Origin of the sequence: Brevibacillus gelatini, from assembly GCF_050920745.1 — a bacterium.
Classification (GTDB): Bacteria; Bacillota; Bacilli; order Brevibacillales; family Brevibacillaceae; genus Brevibacillus; species Brevibacillus gelatini.
In genome coordinates this window covers 4,203,996-4,223,417 of the sequence record NZ_CP154342.1, presented here as the reverse complement: position 1 = coordinate 4,223,417, position 19,422 = coordinate 4,203,996, and the positions used below count along the sequence as shown (strand labels likewise).

General features: G+C 54.5%; 15 protein-coding genes. 12 read left to right on the top strand and 3 right to left on the bottom strand.

What is annotated here, in order from left to right; all coding sequences use genetic code 11:
* Positions 1-94: 94 nt before the first annotated feature.
* Complete coding sequence (locus AAFJ72_RS20295) at positions 95-1,003, top strand: GNAT family N-acetyltransferase (RefSeq protein WP_122902907.1); 909 nt, start codon at positions 95-97, stop codon at positions 1,001-1,003.
* A 16-nt stretch (positions 1,004-1,019) separates the two neighbouring features.
* Here AAFJ72_RS20295 and AAFJ72_RS20290 read toward each other — a convergent pair whose 3' ends face one another.
* On the bottom strand, positions 1,020-1,829 hold the full coding sequence (locus AAFJ72_RS20290) for an Fpg/Nei family DNA glycosylase (protein ID WP_432775472.1): 810 nt from the start codon (positions 1,827-1,829) through the stop codon (positions 1,020-1,022).
* Positions 1,830-2,033: 204 nt separating this feature from the next.
* On the opposite strand from AAFJ72_RS20290, the gene AAFJ72_RS20285 reads away from it, so the two are divergent.
* Positions 2,034-3,191 (top strand): THUMP domain-containing class I SAM-dependent RNA methyltransferase, encoded by a 1,158-nt coding sequence (locus AAFJ72_RS20285; protein WP_432775471.1) that lies wholly within the window; start codon positions 2,034-2,036, stop codon positions 3,189-3,191.
* 37 nt (positions 3,192-3,228) lie between these two features.
* Positions 3,229-5,913, top strand: a complete 2,685-nt coding sequence (locus AAFJ72_RS20280) for a DUF4855 domain-containing protein (RefSeq protein ID WP_432775470.1) — start codon at positions 3,229-3,231, stop codon at positions 5,911-5,913.
* A gap of 70 nt (positions 5,914-5,983) precedes the next feature.
* Here AAFJ72_RS20280 and AAFJ72_RS20275 read toward each other — a convergent pair whose 3' ends face one another.
* A complete protein-coding gene (locus AAFJ72_RS20275) occupies positions 5,984-6,652 on the bottom strand; it encodes a hypothetical protein (protein ID WP_432775469.1) in 669 nt (222 codons plus the stop codon).
* An 89-nt stretch (positions 6,653-6,741) separates the two neighbouring features.
* A complete protein-coding gene (locus tag AAFJ72_RS20270; RefSeq protein ID WP_432775468.1) occupies positions 6,742-7,986 on the bottom strand; it encodes an MDR family MFS transporter in 1,245 nt (414 codons plus the stop codon).
* A 704-nt stretch (positions 7,987-8,690) separates the two neighbouring features.
* Here AAFJ72_RS20270 and AAFJ72_RS20265 point away from each other — a divergent pair.
* The 9 genes from AAFJ72_RS20265 to AAFJ72_RS20225 all read left to right on the top strand — a co-directional run bounded on the left by AAFJ72_RS20265 (position 8,691) and on the right by AAFJ72_RS20225 (position 19,293).
* The gene (locus AAFJ72_RS20265; protein WP_432775467.1) at positions 8,691-9,803 is read left to right on the top strand and encodes an aminopeptidase; all 1,113 of its coding nucleotides are present in this window, start codon (positions 8,691-8,693) and stop codon (positions 9,801-9,803) included.
* Positions 9,804-9,996: 193 nt separating this feature from the next.
* Positions 9,997-10,932 (top strand): RluA family pseudouridine synthase, encoded by a 936-nt coding sequence (locus tag AAFJ72_RS20260; RefSeq protein ID WP_432775466.1) that lies wholly within the window; start codon positions 9,997-9,999, stop codon positions 10,930-10,932.
* A 172-nt stretch (positions 10,933-11,104) separates the two neighbouring features.
* Positions 11,105-11,515: a cell shape determination protein CcmA gene (locus AAFJ72_RS20255; protein WP_432775465.1), complete on the top strand. Its 411-nt coding sequence runs from the start codon at positions 11,105-11,107 to the stop codon at positions 11,513-11,515.
* A gap of 189 nt (positions 11,516-11,704) precedes the next feature.
* The gene (locus AAFJ72_RS20250; protein WP_432775464.1) at positions 11,705-12,331 is read left to right on the top strand and encodes a TetR/AcrR family transcriptional regulator; all 627 of its coding nucleotides are present in this window, start codon (positions 11,705-11,707) and stop codon (positions 12,329-12,331) included.
* Positions 12,332-12,373: 42 nt separating this feature from the next.
* Positions 12,374-13,606 carry an efflux RND transporter periplasmic adaptor subunit gene (locus tag AAFJ72_RS20245; RefSeq protein ID WP_432775463.1) on the top strand — a complete coding sequence of 411 codons (1,233 nt, stop codon included), beginning with the start codon at positions 12,374-12,376 and terminating at the stop codon, positions 13,604-13,606.
* Positions 13,603-16,713: an efflux RND transporter permease subunit gene (locus AAFJ72_RS20240; protein WP_432775462.1), complete on the top strand. Its 3,111-nt coding sequence runs from the start codon at positions 13,603-13,605 to the stop codon at positions 16,711-16,713. Before AAFJ72_RS20245 ends, AAFJ72_RS20240 begins: the two co-directional genes overlap by 4 nt.
* A gap of 165 nt (positions 16,714-16,878) precedes the next feature.
* Positions 16,879-18,174, top strand: coding sequence for an HD domain-containing protein (locus AAFJ72_RS20235; protein ID WP_122902897.1), 1,296 nt, complete (start codon positions 16,879-16,881; stop codon positions 18,172-18,174).
* Positions 18,167-18,691, top strand: coding sequence for a YwgA family protein (locus tag AAFJ72_RS20230; RefSeq protein ID WP_432775461.1), 525 nt, complete (start codon positions 18,167-18,169; stop codon positions 18,689-18,691). The genes AAFJ72_RS20235 and AAFJ72_RS20230 overlap by 8 nt, the downstream gene beginning before the upstream one ends.
* A 215-nt stretch (positions 18,692-18,906) precedes the next feature.
* Positions 18,907-19,293, top strand: coding sequence for a thioredoxin family protein (locus tag AAFJ72_RS20225; protein ID WP_122902895.1), 387 nt, complete (start codon positions 18,907-18,909; stop codon positions 19,291-19,293).
* Positions 19,294-19,422 lie beyond the last annotated feature (129 nt).

The window sequence follows — 19,422 nt, the reverse complement described above, 5'->3', positions numbered from 1 at the left end:
GACAAAGAAAGCGAAATGTCGGATGGAAAAGATTGAATTTTTCGACCTCTCTGATTAAAATATTTTTATCGAAAAAGAATGGAAGGTGCATGGGATGATTACGATCAAGCGGATGAGCGACTGTACGTTTGCCGAAGTGACGAAAGCGTGGAACAGAGGATTTGAGGGCTATTTTATTCCGATTACGATGACGGAAGAGATGATGCTGCAGCGTCTGGCGAACGAGGGCTGTGTAACGTCCTTGTCTGTCGTCGCTTTTGACGGAGACGAACCGATTGGGCTGGTCGTAAACGGACTTAGGACGATTGGCGGTCAAAAAGTCGCATGGAACGGGGGAACAGGTGTCGCCACCGAATATCGCAGGCAAGGGGTGGGCCGTCAGTTGATGGACGCTACGCTTGCGCTGTACCGGGAAGCGGGCGTGGAGGTCGCCACTCTGGAAGCGATGAGCCAAAACAGCAAAGCGATTGCCTTGTACGAGCAAAAAGGCTACGAGGTGATAGACCGCCTCTTGTTCTGGCAACAAAGCGGTTCGCTGCCAGCACAAGCTTTTAACGCGCCGAACCAGTCTGACTACCGGGTCAGAAGCGTGCTGGCTCAGGAAGTGGCGGCTCTGCCGTTTTACGCGGCGGATGCTGCCTGGCAAAACCATTGGCAGAGCTCGCGCGACGGACTGGCGCTGGTGGTGGAGGACAGCAACGGACAGGCAGTCGGGTATGCGCTGTACAAACCAATGCTGAATGAAGCGGGACAGGTCAGCGCGATTGTTTTGCGCCAATGTGCGGCTCAGCCGGGGCACAACGATGCCCGCACCATTTTGAATGTCGCGCTCGCCCATGTGTATGCGCCGTATGAACTGGATTGCAAGCGGTCCACGTTCAATTTGCGCGCATCCGAGCGGCTGCTGCTCGAAGTGCTGGAAGCTGCGGGCTTTGGACCTTCGGAAACAGAGCAGGTGTACATGGTCAAGCAGATGGAGGTCGCAGAACAAGTCGGGCAGTGACCGGGCAATTTGCCCTTCAATGCTGGCAGTTGGGGCAGGCAAACACTTTGCGGGAGGAAAGCTCGCCTTTTTCAATCGGCTGTCCGCAGCGCGGGCAAGGATCTCCCCCGCGGTCGTACACCTGGCAGCGCTCGTCGAATCCGCCTGTCAAACGGTCGCCGCGATACAGCGGCTGGTCCATGTAGCCGCCGAAGCGGATCGCTTCTGCAAGCACTGTCTGCATGGAATGGTACAGTCGCACTCGCTCTTTTTCCGTCAGCTCGGGAATGCGCCGCGTCGGCAAAATTCCCGCGTGAAAGCAGATTTCGTCCGAGTAGCAGTTGCCGATGCCCGCGATCCAATGCTGGTCGACCAGTGCCGTTTTCAATACGCCGCGTTTTTCCTGGAGCCGTTCGAGAAAACGTTCGAGCGTGAAGTCTGGTGCGAGCGGCTCCGGGCCGAACGGGGCCATTCGCTCGTCGATCTGGTCAGGCGTTAAAAGGTGCAAATAGCCAAGGCGCAGCCCGTGAAAATAAAGAATGCGCTCGCCAAAAGACAGCGTCACCTGGGCTGTTCGCGCCAGCTTGTCTTCCGCTGTGCCCAAGTAGAGGAAGCCGCCCAGCATGAGGTGCAGCAGCAGGACGTGCCCGCTCTGCAAATGAAACAAAAGGTGCTTCGCGCGCCGTTCGATGAGCGTCAGGCGGTTGCCCTGTACAGTCTGAACAAACTCGGCGGGAGGAACGTTAATCGTCTTTTCCCGCTGGACAGTGGCAGCGGTAATGGCAGCGCCGCCAATTTTTTGGTGAAGCAGCCCGCGATACGTTTCCATCTCTGGCAATTCCGGCATCGACGTTTCCCCCTTTTATGGAATGGAAGTGAATGTATTTTCATAGGATTGCCAGTATCGGCAGTCCGCATGCCAGACCCGTCGCTTTTTGGTGGCGGGTCTTTCGGCATTGTTTTTGCACAAGATTACCAACCCTGTCGGCAAATCGGGTAATATAGTATAAGGGTAAGCCCGAAGCAATTTGGACGGACAGGAGATTACATCATGCAAAAAGTAGAATTGATCGCTACGGCGACTTTTGGACTGGAATCGGTGGTGGCGGAAGAAGTCAAAGCGCTCGGTTACGGCCCGGTTCAGGTGGACAACGGCAAAGTGACGTTTACCGCCGATATTTCGGCGATTCCTCGCGCAAATTTGTGGTTACGAACGGCCGACCGTGTGCGTCTAAAGATAGGGGAATTCAAAGCGACGACGTTTGACGAGCTGTTTGAACAGACAAAGGCCCTGCCTTGGGCCGACTGGATTACGGAAGACGCCACGTTTCCGGTCGAAGGAAAATCGGTCAAGTCGACCTTGTTCAGCGTGCCGGACTGCCAGGCTATCGTGAAAAAAGCGGTGGTGGAGAGTCTGAAAAAGACGTACAAGCGCGACTGGTTTGAGGAAAAAGGACCGCTGTACAAAATCGAGGTAGCGCTGCTCAAAGATGTGGCGACGCTGACGATTGACACTTCGGGGCCGGGGCTGCACAAGCGCGGCTACCGCGGGCTGATCGGCACGGCGCCGTTGAAGGAAACGATGGCGGCGGCGATGATTTTGCTATCGCGCTGGAAGCCGGATCGCGTCTTCATGGATCCGTTTTGCGGATCTGGCACGCTTCCGATTGAGGCAGCGCTGATCGGCCAAAACATCGCACCGGGAATGAACCGGGAGTTTGTGTCCGAAGCATGGCCTGTCATTCCGAGAACGGCCTGGAGGGAAGCGCGTGCCGAGACGCACGATTTGGCCCGCTACGACCAGAAGCTGGAGATTATCGGAACCGATGTGGATGACGAAATCTTGAAGGTTGCGCGCCGCAATGCCGCCGAAGCGGGCGTGGACGAGCAGATTCACTTCCAGCGCATGGACGTGCGCGATGTGCGGACCAAGCGCAAGTACGGCTATCTGATTTGCAATCCGCCGTACGGGGAGCGCCTGGGCGATTGGAAGCAGGTCAGCAGGCTGTACGGCGAAATGGGGAAGACGTTTGCAGCCATGGATACGTGGTCTTTTTACATCATCACCTCGGACGAGCAGTTTGAGGAACATTTCGGGCGGAAGGCGAGCAAAAAGCGCAAGCTCTACAACGGCAATATCAAGGTGGACTACTATCAGTTTTTCGGCCCCAAGCCACCTCGTCAGCCTGTAGTTTCCCTGACCGAATAAACGCAGGAAAAGGGGCATATTGGAGGAGAAGGTTGCAATGAAAAAGAGAACATTTGGGAGCAAGGTGCTCTCTGCCTGTCTGGCGCTGTCTGCGTTGCTGGTTCAGGCAGCTCCGCCATCGTATGCGGCAAATGGGCAGGAGCAGAAGGCAGAAACCGGAAAAGTGGCGCAGGAGACGGTTGCATTTACCGATTTGGGCAACAGCTACGCGCGCAATGCCGTCAATCGGCTGGCCGGGCAGCACCTCATCAGCGGTCAGGGCGATGGCCGCTTCAACCCGCAAGGCACAATGTCGCGTCAGGATGTCGCGGTGTTGCTGGCAAAGGTAGTGGGCTTGCAGCCGAGCCAGATTGAGCAGGCTGTTTTTGCCGACGTACCGAAGGAAAGCCCGTATGCTCCGTTTGTTTACGGTCTTTCCGACCTTGGCGTGATGACTGGAAGAGGCAATCAGACACTCGGCGGCTCCGATCCGCTTACCCGGCAGGAGCTGGCCGTCATCCTGTCGAGATTGATGAAGGCAAGCGGCGTCCCAAAAGCGCCGGCACAAAGCACAGTCGCCTACAGCGACGAAGCGGACATCGCCGACTACGCGAAAGCGGCGGTCGAGGAAGTGACCAACCAGCGCTGGATGCAGGGCGCGGCAGGCAAATTCAATCCGAACGGAACCGTGACCCGCGCCGAGGCGGCTGTCATCGCGGAGCGCGTCCTCGATGCCCGCTACCAGCAGGCGGAGCAGGCTGATTTTACCGTGAACACACCTCGTCTGAGCGTGCTTGCGGGAACGAGCGAGCGGCTGGAAGTAAAGTACACGAAGGGGGACAAGCTGCCTTTTACCCCGATCTTCGCCTTTGATCGCCCTGAGCTGGGTACGGTATTGGCGGACGGAACCTTCGTTGCTGGCCCGACTCCGGGAAAAGGGAACCTGACCGTAACGGTCGGCTATAAAACCGTGACCGTTCCTGTGGAGATCAAGGACGCTGGCAAACCGCCTGTCGCAGAGACGGAGGAGTCCAGCTCCACTGGCACAACGACCCCGCCTGCGGACAGCTCGCAAGCGGGCGAGAGCAAGTCAGCGACAGAGAGCGAGAAAGCGGCGACTGACCCGGCAAATGCTGCGGATGATAACCAGCAGCCAGCAGAAGAGGAAGAAGCGGTCGCGCCTGCCGAGCAGGACGAGCTGGTCAACATCGCACCAGGCAGCTTCACCTCGGTTGCTACTTTTGGACCACCGGACTCTTATTTCCAGCAGGTGGAAAAGCAGTATCCAGGCCCTGTAGGCGGACTGGTCACGCCTTCGGAGGAGTGGACCGGATACAACCGCCAGTTCGGCCGCAAGGTAACGGTTGCGCTCAACGAAGCAAAGCCGTTGGAGCGGGTTACTTTGACATTCAAGCAGCAAAAAACGTCTGGGATCACCCTGCCGGAATACATGGAAGTAGAAGTGTCCCGTGACGGAAAAGCATGGTCGTACGCCGGACGGGCAGTCCACGACGTTCCTGCTGCCGAGACTCAGGTGGTCGTACGCACACTCGCCGTCACCCTGCCTGATGTGCACACGCGCTATGTCCGGGTATCGTTCCCGGTGAAAGTATTTGCCTTTGCCCGTCAATTGGAAGTATGGGCGAAAAACGAGAGCGACTGGCAGGGGGGAGCAGTGCTGCTGCCGCCGCCAAGTCCGGCGCAAGTGATGGAGGACCAGAAAACGGTACGCCGCGTGGAAAACATGCTGCTTGCCTATTCGGGAGCGTATGGGGAGCGCGGAACGTGGACGAAGGAAGATTTTCTGCCGATGGTCGGCTACCGCACGGCGGACGGCTACATGCGTGACCAGATGTTTGATACGATCCTTTTCCTGCCGTACCAGAACATGCCTGTGACCAAAGAAGGCTGGCGCGGCTACATGAATGACTTGTTCGGCACCGGCAAGCAGCTCGATGCGCTGAACCAGGCGATGCGGGAGTACAACCGCCTGCGCGGCACGCTGTACACGACTCCGACCCAGGAAAATGTCGTGCTCGCCTTGCCGTATCCAAACGCTGCGCAGACGAACTTTGGCCAGATTGCGGACAACAAGCCGTCCCTGTCGTTCAATCCTGCGGGAATCGGGGAGGAACAGGCTTACCTGAACCGCAAAGCGGCGTTGGAGTGGTACTTCCAGGAGCTGCTAAAGCGTTGGAACAAGGAAGGGTACACCTATCTGAAGCTGGAGGGCATTTACTGGTTCCACGAGCTGATCGAGGACAGCGCCCCGAAAGAGCGCACCCTCATTCGTGACATGGCCAGCATGGTGCATAACGAAGCGCTGCGTTTTTACTGGATTCCGTACTTCGGGGCGCCGGGCGTGGCTGAGTGGAAGTCGCTGTCTTTTGATTACGCGTTCCTGCAGCCGAACTACTACAGCGACAAGCCTGTGCAGCTCGACCGGATCGAGGGCGTGCTGGATGTCGTCAGCAAGTACGGCATGGGTGTGGAGATCGAGGGAGACGAGCGGATGTACCGCGATCCGAAGTTTTACCAAACCTACTACAACCAGCTCGTAGCTGCCCACAAGCTGGGGATGGACAAAAACAACGTCCACGCTTACTACTACGGCTCCAAGACGCTGATCGAGTCGGCGAACAGCAAGGACCCGGTCATGCGCGCCATTTACGACGATACGTACAAATGGATGCGCGGACGTTTTGACCGGGAAGAGTATTTCGAGGCGACTGAACTTCCTTAAGTACAGTAGAAAAAAGAGTCTGTTTTCCCACGTGTGGCGGGAGACAGACTCTTTTTTGTACCAGTCGGGTTCACGTCCGGCCCGAATCGAGCGTTGATGCAGGAGAGGACGGCCTTTTCCCGAGCGTCTCGCGATAGATCGTGACGAGATCGTGCAGGATGGCTGCTCGCATGGAAAAGAGCTGCGGACATGGATGATGGTAATCTTGACCGTTGGCGCACCTTTTGCCAAACGCAGGGACGCCGGACAGGGCAATCTGTTTTTGCCACAAGCTTTTCAGTGCCGAAAAGTGCCGCCCTGTTTTCCGCTGCAAGCACCCCCAGCCGAGCAAAAGCCACGGATGCTGCCGCAGTTCCTCCAGCGGGGCGATTTGCTGCTCTAGCGTGGTTTCTTGCTTTTCCACCAGTTGCTCGAAGCTTTCGATGGCATCATTGGAGGAAGGGTTTTGCAAGGAAAACAGATGGTACACATACAAACGCCCTTTCAGGGGACGTTCCGGGTAAACGGCTTCCGTAAAACGAATCAATTGCTCCATCGTCGGATCGGGCTTGATCTGTCCCATGATCGCGTGACCAGCGGCTGGCCTTGTCTGAAAGAGAGCTGCCGACCCAGGGTTGAGCAGCAGGCAACTGCCCAGTGAGCGGGACTCTGAGGCGTCACCCCACTGGATGTACGTCGACGTGCGGTACTGATGCCCCCGCTGCTCGCGGAATGCAGTATATGCTCTCGGGTGGTTCATGCCTGCTCCCTCCTTGGACAGCTTTTCTACTACCCACTCTATGCAAAAAGGAAGCTATTATTCTGTACAGGCTGCACGACGTCCCTGAGCTAGTCCTGGCCTGTCTGTCTGGCCGGGATCATGCGGAACAAGACGATGTACAAGTAGGCGCTGAGCAGGGTAACGCCGAGTATCACGCTGAACACTCCCAGCGGCGAAAGCCATTGGGACAGCCCGATCGTCAGCGGGGCGATGAAGCGCCCGATGGAAAACTGCAGCGAGGAAGCCCCCATGTACTGACCGCGCGCGTCTTCCGGCGAGTATTTGCTGATGAAGCTTTGCGCAACCGGCGTGCGGATCAGCTCGCCCAAGGTCAGTACGCCCATACAGACGAACAGCAGCCAAATATTTGTGGTAAAGGCCATGAAAAACATGCCGAATCCGTACAGGACAGACGAAAGCACGAGACTGTTGCGGTCGCTCCAGGTCTGAAACCAGCGCGTGACAGGCAGAGTGAACAGGACGACGAGCAGGCCGTTTAGTCCCATCAGCCAGCCGAATGCGCTCGTGCCCCCGATTGACAGCTTCCAGTCGCCCCAGGACAGGAGCGTCTGGTTAAAGACGTGTTCTTTGACGTACAAAGCCATGTACATATCGAGCTGCATGAAGGCGAAAGCGATCAAGATGCCTGCGACGATGTAGAGGGCGAAAACCTTGTCGCGGAAAATAATTGCGTAGCTTTTGAATTGCTGGGCCAGGGAGAAGCGTTCCTTCGCTTTTTCCTGGCGAATGTGATCGGGCAGCGTTTCTTTTATCAGGAAAAAGAGGGCGACCGCAAACAGAAACTCGATGATCGTACAGACGAGCAACAGCTCCGAGCGGTAATGGACGAAAAAGAACGAGCCGAGAACAGGGCCAGCTACAACCCCGATGTTCATCGCGGTGTAAAACGTGGCGAACACGATCCGGCGGTCTTCCTCTGTCGTCAGGTCGGCGACCATGGCCGAGCTGGCCGGCCAGTAAAGCGCCCCGGCAATCCCGATCCCGATAAACGCGATATAGTCAATCCACGGCGATGGGGAGAAAGCAAACAGGGCAAACATCGACGTCGACATACAGAGCGAGAGCAGCATCGTAAATCGCCGTCCTGCCCGGTCAGCCAAATAGCCCCCGAACAGATTGGACAGCATGCCGAGCAGCGGCGGCACCATCAGCAGCAGCCCGGCTACGTCCTTGCCGAACGTATCGCTGAAGTACAGCGCCATAAACGGAAAGTACATCCAGAAAAAAGTATGGGTAATCAGTTCGCCAAACAGACGCACCTTTAAGTTCAAATCCCACGAACGCCATTGCATGATACAAATTCCTCCATTCCTTTTTACGTGCAAATCATCAGCAGGTGCCGTGACCGCGCATTTTCCCGTAAAAGGACAAGGCGGCTGCGCTTTTTGCCAAACATCTCGATGCACGGCTCTTCGCGGGTTTTTCCACAACAAAAAGCGCAAACGGCTGTAGAGACAGTGCTCTTTTCCGCTTGCGCTTGATCGGATACAAGGGTGGTGGGAAAGCCGAAAAATCGGGGAGCAAAGAAAGGCTTTGTGCCCACGAAAAAAGGGTACAAAAAGCCAACGACTCACACCGCATATCGGCACCCGCCAGTCATATCGGGAAAAAGACGGAAGCGGTTCAGGCATCCTGCAGTATCAAACGATAGATAGGGTTGGTTTTGGTAAGAGGCCGGGCCTCTTTCGCAAAAGGCCCTACCTAAGCAGTGATAACTACAGAAAACACCATGAACTCAGCACTCCCGTCTTTTCAAAATATTTGAATAGGTAAACTCTTGTTGATTAGAATACTCTATGGGGATGATTTTAGGCAAGAGAAATTTTTGCTTTTATTGGAATTGGACCAAAACGTGGGGATTAGCGGTCCTGTTGCGCGTTCGCAGGTGGTAGGATCGGCAGGACGTGCCGGAAAGCGGCGGAGCCTGATTGAAAAAGTGCCGCTTATTCGGTAAAATATTTTTTATTAAATTCACGATGAAAACGGGGGAAATGGCATGTTGGACACGCGAATTGTCAAGCTGGCAGAAAATCTGCTCAGTCATTCCGTGCGGTTGCAGGAGAAGGAAACGCTGTTGATTGAAGTGCGCGGGGAAGGCCACGCGCTGGCAAAAGAGCTGGTCAAGCAAGCGTACGCCATGGGAGCCTATCCGTTTGTGCGGGTTCTCGACATGCAAATCCAGCGGGAGCTGATGATGGGAACAAGCGCAGAGCGGGCGACTCATCTGGCCAAGTGGGAAGAGCCGATGTACAAGGATCTCGATACGTACATCGTTATCAACGGACCGTCCAACGACAGCGAAATGTCAGACGTGCCGGTAGACCGTCGCCGCGCCCACCTGAGCGTGATGCAAGAGCTGAACGATTACCTCGTATCGAATGTGCGCTGGACGCTGCTCAACTACCCGACAGCAGCGATGGCCCAGAGTGCCAACATGTCTACTGAGGCGTTCGAAGACTTTTACTTCGATGTCTGTTCCCTGGACTACAAAAAGATGCACGAGGCATTCCTCCCATTGAAACAACTGATGGACCGCACAGACAAAGTGCGTCTGGTCGGGCCGGGAACCGACCTGCGCTTCTCGATCAAGGACATCCCGAATGTCATCTGCTCGGGACTGCGCAATATCCCGGACGGCGAAATTTTCACCGCCCCTGTGCGCGACTCGGTGAACGGCAAAATTACGTTCAACACAGCGACCAGCTACATGGGCACCCGATTTGAAAATGTCAGCCTGACGTTTGAAAACGGCAAAATCGTAGAAGCGACCGGCAACAACACCGAAAAGCTCAACCAAATTTTCGACACGGACGAAGGCGCACGGTACATCGGCGAGTTTGCCATCGGCGTACACCCGTACATTTTGCATCCGATGAACGACATCCTGTTCGACGAGAAGATTGCGGGCAGCTTCCACTTCACGCCAGGCCGCGCGTACGAAAACGCGGACAACGGCAACCGCAGCCAGATTCACTGGGACATGGTGAACATCCAGCGCCCTGAGTACGGCGGCGGCGAAATCTGGTTTGACGACGTCCTGATTCGCAAGGACGGTCTGTTTGTCCTGCCTGAGCTGCAAGGGCTGAACCCGGAAAACCTGAAAGGGTAACAATGAGCTTGCACAAGCCATCATGCAAAAGAGCATGGTGGTTTTTTTGCAGCGAAAACTTCTGCCAATGGCATGACGCAGTCAAGCTTTGGACTGCGCTAGCATCTCGCGAAAGCAGAGTGGCTTGCCAGGCGGGCATGTCAGGCGTCCTTTTGTTACAATAGGGAAAAAGCATGGAACAGAGGGATCAGACGTGAGCCGCAAAGACTGGATGGAATACATGGTCAAGGAAGAAGACACCGGAATGAACGTGGAACAAATCGTCCGGCAAAAGCTGAGCGTATCCGGGCGGATGATGCAGCGGCTGACGAGAAGCAAGGGGATTTTGCTCAACCGCAAGCCGCCGTTTTTGCAGCGGCAGGTGAAGGCGGGCGATGTGGTCGCTGTGCGCGTAGCCGATCGACAGGAGCAGCTTCAGGCACCGCCGCAGCTTGCTGCCCAACCGCTGACAACGGACAGCAAGGTTGTTCCGGTGGACATTTTGTATGAGGACGATCATTTGCTGGTCGCAAACAAACCGGCAGGCCTGATGGTGCATCCCGTCAAGCAGGAGCATCATGAAACATTGTTGCATTCATTGGCTGACCTGTTCAACAAAAGGGGAGAGAGTGTCAGCATTCATCCTGTGCATCGACTCGATAAAGACACCTCCGGGGCGATTCTCCTGGCAAAGAGCAGCTACGGCCATCAACTGGCAGACCGCGTGCTGCGCGAGGGCGGTCTGCATCGTGAATATTTGGCGGTGGTAAGCGGACGGCTTGCGGAGGGTACAGGCACGATTGAGGCCCCAATCGGCAAAGACCCGCGCCATCCGACAAAAAGGCGGGTAACAGACGGCGGAGATCACGCTGTCACGCATTACGAGGTGAAACAGACTTCGGAAGGGATGTCTCTCGTCCGCGTCTGGCTGGAGACAGGGCGGACGCACCAGATACGCGTACACTTCGCGCATATCGGCCACCCGCTCGCAGGCGATACCTTGTACGGCGGTGCGAGAGGGCTAATGCGCAGACAGGCTTTGCACGCCGCCAGTCTGCGGTTTATGCATCCGCTGCTGGAAAAGGAGCTGGTGGTGGAAGCGCCAGTGCCAGCAGACATGAGGCGGTTGTTGCAGGCTGAATTTGCATAGGGTGTGAGGAAAAAGGACTTTGCCGGAAGTCCTTTTTTTCGTTATGGAGACGAAAGGGAGTTGATTAGCGTAACAGGCCAGACCTCGTCATTCACGGCTCGGTGAATGCTTCGGGAGGCACGTATAACAAAGTAGATGTGCAGGGCTTTGGCAAGATCAAAGGGGATGTGGAGTGCGAGAAGCTACATTGCGCGGCATGCTGAAGACGTCAGGAGATTGCGAAGCGGAAATGTTCTCGGCAAAAGGGGCATTTACCGTTGGCGGCCTGCTGAATGCAGGGCGGATCGAAGTCTATCTGCACGCCGGCTGTGAGGCAAAGGAAATAGGCGGAGAGTACATCGAGGTCAAAAAAGGCGGCAGCAGCACGCTCAACAAGCTGTTGAAGCACATTTTCAACAGCGCGACCATCCTCTCGGCAGAGACGATTGAAGGCGATGACATTTATTTGGAATATACACGGGCCAAGGTGGTTCGTGGCAAAAACGTCGCGATTGGACCGGGCTGCGAGATTGAACTGGTCGAGTCTGCGGAACAGTTTCGTCTCGATCCTGACTCCCGGGTCAAGCAGCATGTAAAGCGGTGAGGCAGACAGGTGGAAACGATGCAGCCGGACAAAAAACAAGCTGGGAGAGCTTGTTTTTTTGTTAGGGAGAAGAAGTGAATTTTTTGTTTGCCAGCGCATGCAAGTATTTACATGCATGCATTGCCAAGTTATAATGAGCGTGGAAATTACAGGAATGTAAGCAGTTGCTTGCATAGTTGGAGGTGCATTATGGATCACTCATTTTTAGATCAGGCATCTGGAGGGAGGGGAGAGGAGCAGGAGACGCGGGAGAGAATTTTGTCTGCCGCTCGTCAGTTGATGGCACAAAAAGGCTACAAGGGAGCGACGACTCGCAAAATTTCCGAGCTGGCCGGTGTCAATGAGGTAACGATTTTTCGCCACTTCAAAACAAAGGTGGCGATTTTGGAAGAGCTTCTCAAGGACATTCTCGACGTGCGAGAGCAACTGGAGAAAGGGCTTGAGGGCGAGTTCACCAACGTCAAGGAAATGCTTATTACGTATGCGAAGACGTATTACCACTTGCTGGTGGAGCGCAAGGAAATTTTAATGATTTGTCTTGTCGAGGCAGACAATCACCCGAAGGTTGTCAAGCTGTTCAGCAGCCTGCCGATGACGGCTGTGGATGTGCTGTGCGCAAAGCTCGCCGAGTTTCAGGAGCAGGGCCATCTGCCCAAATCTGATCCTTGCACACCAGCCTTGATGTTCATCTCGACATTTTTCTATGCGTTCATGGCCAAGTACCGCGTCGGCCTGGACGTTTCGATCATCAATGATGAGGAAAAGCTGTATGAGCATGCATCTGAGATTTTACTGGAAGGAATCAAACGGGCGTAATCATCCAAAATCGTGCGAAGGTACATAGGGGCGAAGGAAGTCATGAAGAGAAAATGGCTTGTAACTGTAATGATGATGGGATTGTTGACAACTACAGCATGCAGCGAGCAGCAGCCTGCCGCAGCTCCGCAAAAGGAAGTCAAGCATGTCGTCGTGGAAGCAGTCAAAAAGGAACAGGCGGAAACGGTGTCAGAATTGTCTGGAACGTTGGAGCCGCTGGAAGAGGCCGTCGTCTCCTTTGAGGTGGGCGGTCAGCTTGTGGAAATGACCAAAAACGAGGGAGACAAGGTCAAGGCGGGGGAAGTGCTGGCGCGGCTCAATGCACAGGATTATTCACTGCAGGTCGCTTCCTCGAATGCAACGGTTCAGCAGAACGCTGCCAATCTGAGCAAGATCAACAACGGAGCGCGGGAACAGGAGATCATCCAGGCGCGGCTGCAGGTCGAAAAGGCAACGGTCGCTCTGCAAAAAGTGCAGGATGATTTCAAACGGATCGAACAGCTTTATCAGCAAAAGGCGATTTCGCAAAGCGAGTTCGAGACGGCGCAGAACGGACTCACGCTTGCCCAAAAAGATTTGCAAAATGCGCAGCTGGCGTACTCGCTCGTGACCCAGGGGGCGCGTCAGGAAGACAGGGAGCTGAGCCAGGCCACCTACAACCAGGCTGTCATCGCCAAACAATTGGCGGCAAGCACCCTGGCAAAAACACAGCTCCGCTCTCCCATTAACGGAACCATTATCGCCAAGCTCACCTCTGCGGGCAATCTGGTCGGCTCCGGAACTCCTGTGTACAAAGTGGGCAATATCGACACGCTAAAAGTCGTGCTGCCCGTACCTGACCGCGAGATTTCCACCTGGAAGGCAGGCGAGACGGTTTCGCTCGATCTGTACGGAAAGAAACGAGAAGGCAAGGTCACGAAAATATACCCTGCCACCAACGAGAGCACCGGAACGATCGGGGTGGAAGTGCAGGTGGCAAACGCTGCCCATGACTGGTTTGCCGGGCAAGTCGTCAAGGCGATCAAGACAGTCAAAGGGCAGGTTGGCGTCTATGTCCCGGTCGAGGCGGTTATCAGCAGAGGCAAAGACGATGCCCATGTGTTCGTCGATGCAGGTGGAACGGCACTGAAAACAAAAGTGGAAATCGGGCAAATTTCCCATGACAAACTGGAAATCAAAAGCGGGCTGAAAGAGGGGGACCGACTGATCGTCAAGGGCGTCGACCGTTTGTTTGACGGCGATCCGATTGAGGTGGCAGGAGGGAACCAGCCGTGATTAGGTACATCGTCAAGAAGCGCAAAATCACTCTGCTGTTTTTTGTCATGGTCGTGCTGGTCGGCTTCCTCAGCTTTTTCCAGCTACCGAAGCAGGAGTCACCTGACATCATCGTCAACGTGGCGACTGTAACGACCATTTATCCGGGGGCGTCGCCAGAGAAGGTCGAGCAGACGGTGACGAAGAAGCTGGAGGAAAAAATTAACGAGCTGCAAGGATTGAGTTATATTTCCTCCACTTCTTCGCTTGGCGTTTCCTCCATTATCGTGGAAGCGAAAAGCGACGTGGACCCGAAGCAAAAGTGGGATGAACTGCGCAAAAAGGTCAAAGACGCAGAAGCCGAGCTTCCGGCAGACGCAAAGCAGCCGATTATCAACGACGACCTGAACCGCACGTTTGTCCAGACGTTTGCGGTTACGGCAGATTCGCGGGAGCAACTGTACAGCATGCGCGACATGCTGAAATCGTGGAAAGAGCAGTTGCGCACGATTCCAGGCGTAGCGGACGTCCAGGTAGAAGGCTTGCCCAAGCAGGAAGTCCACATCGAGGTGGATACGCAAAAGCTGAGCCAATACGGCATTACGTGGAGCCAGGTCATGATGGCCGTCAAACGGGAAAATGAAAAAACCCCGTTGGGCGATTTGACGACTGACAAGCGCACTTATCAATTGAAGTTGGCGGAAAACACGAATGTGGAAGAGTTGAACAACGTATTGGTCTCCCGCACACAGGAAGGCTTTCCGATCTATTTGAAGGACATCGGACAGGTGAAGCTGACGACGGAGACAGTCAAAGCAACCTCCTATTACAACGGCAAGCCTTCGGTCTCGGTCAGCATCAATGCGGAGACAGGAAGCGACGTGCCATCGCTGCAAAAGCGCGTGGACGAAATGATGCTGACACTGGACAAATCGCTGCCAGCCTGGGCGGAAAGACATTCGATCTACAGTCAGAACGAGCGCGTGGATGAGCTGTTCAGCGATCTTACCCGGGAAATGATTATCGCCGTCATCGCTGTTTTGCTCGTTTGCACACTGGGCTTGAACCTGATTACCGCGTTTGTCGTGGCGCTCGCGATCCCAATATCGCTCGCGATGGGACTTTTGTTTTTGCCGTCGCTTGGCATCACGATGAACATGATCTCGATTGTCTCGCTGATTATCGTGCTGGGGATTTTGGTCGATGACGCCGTGGTGGTGAATGACAACATCGAGCGGCGCTTGTCCGTGCTGGGCGAGAAGCCGTTGGCCGCAGCAGTCAACGGCGCCAGGGAAGTGTCCATTTCGATTGTGACTGCGACGTTGGCAACGATTGCCTCGTTTGCCCCGTTGATGTTTTTGAACGGAAACGCTGGCCAGTTCATTCGGCCTGTCCCGGCGATCATTTCGTTGACGATGCTCGCCTCCATGATTATGTCGCTGACGATCATTCCGATCTTCCGGCAATGGTATGAGCAGCGGCGCAAAGCAGGTGTGGAAGGGTACCGCAAGCCTGCGGGTCTTTTGGGCAAACAACTGACGCAGTTGACGAGCTGGTACGCAGGCAGGCTGATGCCGAAAATTCTCAAGCGTCCGCTGTTGGCCGGGATGATTGGCGTTTTGATCGGGACAGCCGCTTACGGCTTGATTCCGCTCACCCCTGTGCAATTGTTCCCGAACGATGACCGTCCGCAGTTTCTCGTCGATATTCGCGTCCCGGTCGGAAGCAGTCTGGAGGAAACAGATCGGGTCGTGCGCGGCGTGTCCGACTGGATCATGCAGCAGCATGGAATCGAGTCGGTCGCTTCCTACGCCGGGGGCAGCGCGCCGAAGATGTTTGGCGGCGACACCGCGGCAGGAAGCGGCATCACTGTCGGGCAGCTCGTGGTGCGTTTTCATGAAAAGGAAACGAAGATCGAAAACATGCTGGAGCCATGGACGGAAGAATTTAAAAAAATGTACCCGGAAGCGACCATTTTGCCAAAGCAACTGGAGGCAGGACCGCCTGTCGGCAAGCCGGTTGTGATCCGCGTGTACGGGGAAGACATCGAGACGCTCCGCTCGCTTGCCGCGCAAATCAAAGACAAGGTTGCGGGGGTTGCAGGCACTTACGACGTACAGGATGATTTCGGTGTAGAGCGGTATACGCTTGAATTTGTCGTCAACAAAGAGCTGATGGAGCAAAAGCTGGTCAACTATACGGATCTGTCAACGACACTTCGGCTGGTCAGCGAAGGCATCACTGTCAGCGAGTTCGATACAGGCGACGAGTTGATCGACATGAAACTGTTCCTGCAAAAAGGCGAAGAAGACCCTGCGCTGTTGTTCCAGCGTCTGAGCATTGCCAATGCCCGCGGCGAGCTGATTCCGCTGTCGCAACTGGCGGAAGTAAAGCCGACTTTCAGCACGCAGGCGATTCCGCATCGCGATTTGTCGCGGAGCGTCACGATCTCGGCTGACGTCAAAAACCGCACGGCAACAGAAGTGATGGAGGAAATCAAGCCGATGCTCGACAGCATGGCTTTGCCTGACGGATACCGCATTGATATTGGCGGGGAGACGTCGGAGCAGACGGATATTTTTATCGACATGGGCAAACTGTCCATTCTCGTCGTGTTCCTGATTCTGATTTTGATCGCGATGCAATTTTACTCGCTGTCCATTCCGGTGCTGGTCATGAGTACTGTCTACTTGGCGGTAGCGGGCAGTCTGATCGGGCTGTTCGTGACGCAGACGCCGCTTGGCTTCATGACGATGATGGGCGTCATCTCTTTGTCCGGGATCGTCGTGCGCAACGGCATTGTGTTCATCGAGTTCATCGAAGAAGCGCGGCACGCCGGGGCAGAGTTGAAACAGGCTGTCATTTCGGCAGGGGAGGCGCGGCTCAGACCGATTTTGCTGACCTCGTTTACGGCAGTAGCAGGTCTGATGCCACTTGCCATCTCAGGCGATGTCCTGTTCAAGCCGCTCGCTGTCACGATCATTTTCGGCTTGCTGTTCTCGACGCTGTTGACGCTGATTGTCGTGCCGTCCTTCTACACGGTGCTCGCCCAGCGCAAGCTGAAAAAGCAAGCGGAAAAAGCGGCAAAACGTCCGGATTTGTACGGACCGGAGGCAGAAATGCTGTAAGGAAAACCAGCGGCGGCAGTCTCTCGCGCCTTTTGCGAGGGGCATGCCGCTGCTTCGTTTTGCTTGCGACAAGAAACACATTCAGACGTATGATATGATAGTACCAACGATACTGTACTCATAGAAAACAGAGAGAGAACGCAAAACAGGAAGGGAGTGTCCAGGATGCAACAGCCCCAGCTTTTACATGAAGAAAAGGTATTTAAAGACCCTGTTCACCGCTACGTCCACGTGCGGGACAAATTCATTTGGGACTTAATCAACTCGCCGGAATTTCAACGTCTGCGCCGGGTCAAGCAACTGGGCACCAGCTTTTTTACCTTTCACGGTGGAGAGCACAGCCGTTTTAACCATTCGCTTGGCGTGTACGAGCTGATGCGGAGAATTTTGGAGACGTTTGAAGGCCGGATTCAACTGACGTATGAGGAAAAGCTGTTGTGTCTGTGCGCAGCCCTGCTCCACGATGTCGGGCATGGGCCGTTTTCCCATTCGTTTGAAAAGGTGTTCAAATACCATCACGAGGATTGGACGCGGGCGATCTTGCTGGGAGATACGCAGATCAACCGGATTTTGCGCCGTTTTGATGAAGAGTTCCCGAAAAAGCTGGCGGAAGTCATCAACAAAACATACGACAACAAGCTGATCGTCAGCCTGATCTCCAGTCAACTGGACGCGGATCGGATGGATTACTTGCTGCGGGACGCCTACTACACAGGTGTCAACTACGGCAATTTCGAGATCGAGCGCATTTTGCGCGTCATGCGGCCGCAGGAGGATGGCATCGTCTTCAAGTTCAGCGGAATGCACGCGGTCGAGGACTACATCATGTCGCGCTACCAAATGTACTGGCAAGTTTATTTCCACCCGGTGACGCGCAGCGCGGAAGTTGTTCTTTGCAAAATTTTCCAGAGGGCCAAGTGGCTGTTTGCGAACGGCTACCCCTTTTCCCAGGAGCCGGTCATGCTGCTTCCTTTTTTGCAGGAAAAAGTGGAGCTGGCGGATTACTTGGCGCTGGATGAATCGGCTATTCTGTTCTACATGCAGCTTTGGCGCAAGGAAGACGACCCGATTTTGAAAGATTTATGTGCCCGTTTCCTGGACAGGAATCTCTTCAAGTACGTCGAATATAATCCAAGAGATTTTCGCTTGTTAGCTGAACTGAAAGAGCAGTTCCAACAGGCAGGCATCGACCCGATGTATTATTTGGAGGTAGACACGACCTCCGATCTTCCGTATGATTTTTACCGTGCCGGAGAAGAAGAGGAGCGGATTCCGATCATGCTCCAGATGCCTTCCGGCGAGCTGGTAGAACTGTCGCAGAAGTCTGAGATTGTACAGGCCATTAGCGGAAAGCGGCGATTTGACTACAAATTGTACTTTCCATTGGATAAAGTCATGGCTTTGCCGGGGGATCTCTCCCGAAAGATTCGAGAACGTCTGGGAGTGATGGAGGATGCTTAGTCGTCACGCCAAGATCATTCGTCTGATCGAAATTGTCGGCGAAGTGAGCGGGCGAAAAAAATTGCAGAAAATGGTGTACATAGGAAAGCATCTGGAGATGGATTTCGATGAGCGCTTCGAGTTTCACATGTACGGCCCGTATTCCGAGGAACTGACGCTCCGGGTGGACGAGCTGTGCAACATGGGCCTCATTGACGAGCAGGTGGAGAGCAAAGGCGCCATTCACATGTACCGCTATTCTCTGAACGAAACGGGACGCGACTTCCTCCGTTTTCACGAAGTGGACTTCGGGCTGGGAGAGCGGGCCATTGTGCGAATGAACGAGGAAAACTCCCGCTTTCTTGAACTGGTATCCACCATCCTGTACTTCAACCATTTGCCCTACGAAGAAATGAAGGGCAAAATTTTTACTTTTAAGAGCAAGCAGCGCTACACCGAGGAAGAAATCCGGAAAGGTCAGGCGTTTATTGCGGAATTGCGGTCATTGATGCAAGGCGGCGGTACGAAACCGATGTAGCCGATTTTGAGTACGGCGTACGGAACACTTGCTACAGTTGTGGTACGTCATTTTTTTGTCATTTTCAACAGAATAAGCTTTCTCTTGCAGTCGACCACATCGCGGGTCGGCTTTTTTTGTCTCAGGGCGGCGCTGCATAATACGAGCATCGTTCTTTGACAATAGCATAGCGATCATTTTTGTGCTGATTCAGGAGGATCAAGGGAGGAAGGAAGATGAAAGGAAGCAGGTACTTGTGGCGGTGGAGTTTGCTGGTCGGCGTTTTGGTGCTTGCCGCGCTGGCCTGGCTGGCTGTTGCCAGTGCACAGGAGACGAGAATTGTTTACGTTTACAGCGAAAACTGCAGGTATTGCACGACGTTTACCCCCACATTCGAAAAAGTGATGGCGGACTACCCCGACTGGCGAGTAGAAAAGCTGGATGTCAATCAACAGGCAGATTTGGATAAAGCGACAGAAATGGGGGCTACCGCAACTCCGACTGTATTTTTGCTCAAAGATGGGGAAGTGATCGACAAGCTGGAAGGCGACGTGCCGGAGAGGGCATTTCGGGAATATTTGGAGAGGAATTTGAAAAAGGAGGATATGGAAAGCGAAGCTTAGCTGCTTGCATGGTTGATTATGCAGGTGGACTTGGGGGTGAAGGAGGCAGAGGTATTGTCCAAACTGCGGTTTTTCTTACTAGCGATTCCACCTGTGCAATATATATCCAGGTTGAAAAAGATGGTAGAA

Coding starts and splice junctions, on each gene's coding strand:
- AAFJ72_RS20275 (WP_432775469.1), bottom strand. CDS start 6,652: ATGAACCACCCGAGAGCATATACTGCATTCCGCGAGCAGCGGGGGCAT.
- AAFJ72_RS20280 (WP_432775470.1), top strand. CDS start 3,229: ATGAAAAAGAGAACATTTGGGAGCAAGGTGCTCTCTGCCTGTCTGGCG.
- AAFJ72_RS20250 (WP_432775464.1), top strand. CDS start 11,705: ATGGATCACTCATTTTTAGATCAGGCATCTGGAGGGAGGGGAGAGGAG.
- AAFJ72_RS20245 (WP_432775463.1), top strand. CDS start 12,374: ATGAAGAGAAAATGGCTTGTAACTGTAATGATGATGGGATTGTTGACA.
- AAFJ72_RS20235 (WP_122902897.1), top strand. CDS start 16,879: ATGCAACAGCCCCAGCTTTTACATGAAGAAAAGGTATTTAAAGACCCT.
- AAFJ72_RS20265 (WP_432775467.1), top strand. CDS start 8,691: ATGTTGGACACGCGAATTGTCAAGCTGGCAGAAAATCTGCTCAGTCAT.
- AAFJ72_RS20290 (WP_432775472.1), bottom strand. CDS start 1,829: ATGCCGGAATTGCCAGAGATGGAAACGTATCGCGGGCTGCTTCACCAA.
- AAFJ72_RS20230 (WP_432775461.1), top strand. CDS start 18,167: ATGCTTAGTCGTCACGCCAAGATCATTCGTCTGATCGAAATTGTCGGC.
- AAFJ72_RS20270 (WP_432775468.1), bottom strand. CDS start 7,986: ATGCAATGGCGTTCGTGGGATTTGAACTTAAAGGTGCGTCTGTTTGGC.
- AAFJ72_RS20225 (WP_122902895.1), top strand. CDS start 18,907: ATGAAAGGAAGCAGGTACTTGTGGCGGTGGAGTTTGCTGGTCGGCGTT.
- AAFJ72_RS20295 (WP_122902907.1), top strand. CDS start 95: ATGATTACGATCAAGCGGATGAGCGACTGTACGTTTGCCGAAGTGACG.
- AAFJ72_RS20285 (WP_432775471.1), top strand. CDS start 2,034: ATGCAAAAAGTAGAATTGATCGCTACGGCGACTTTTGGACTGGAATCG.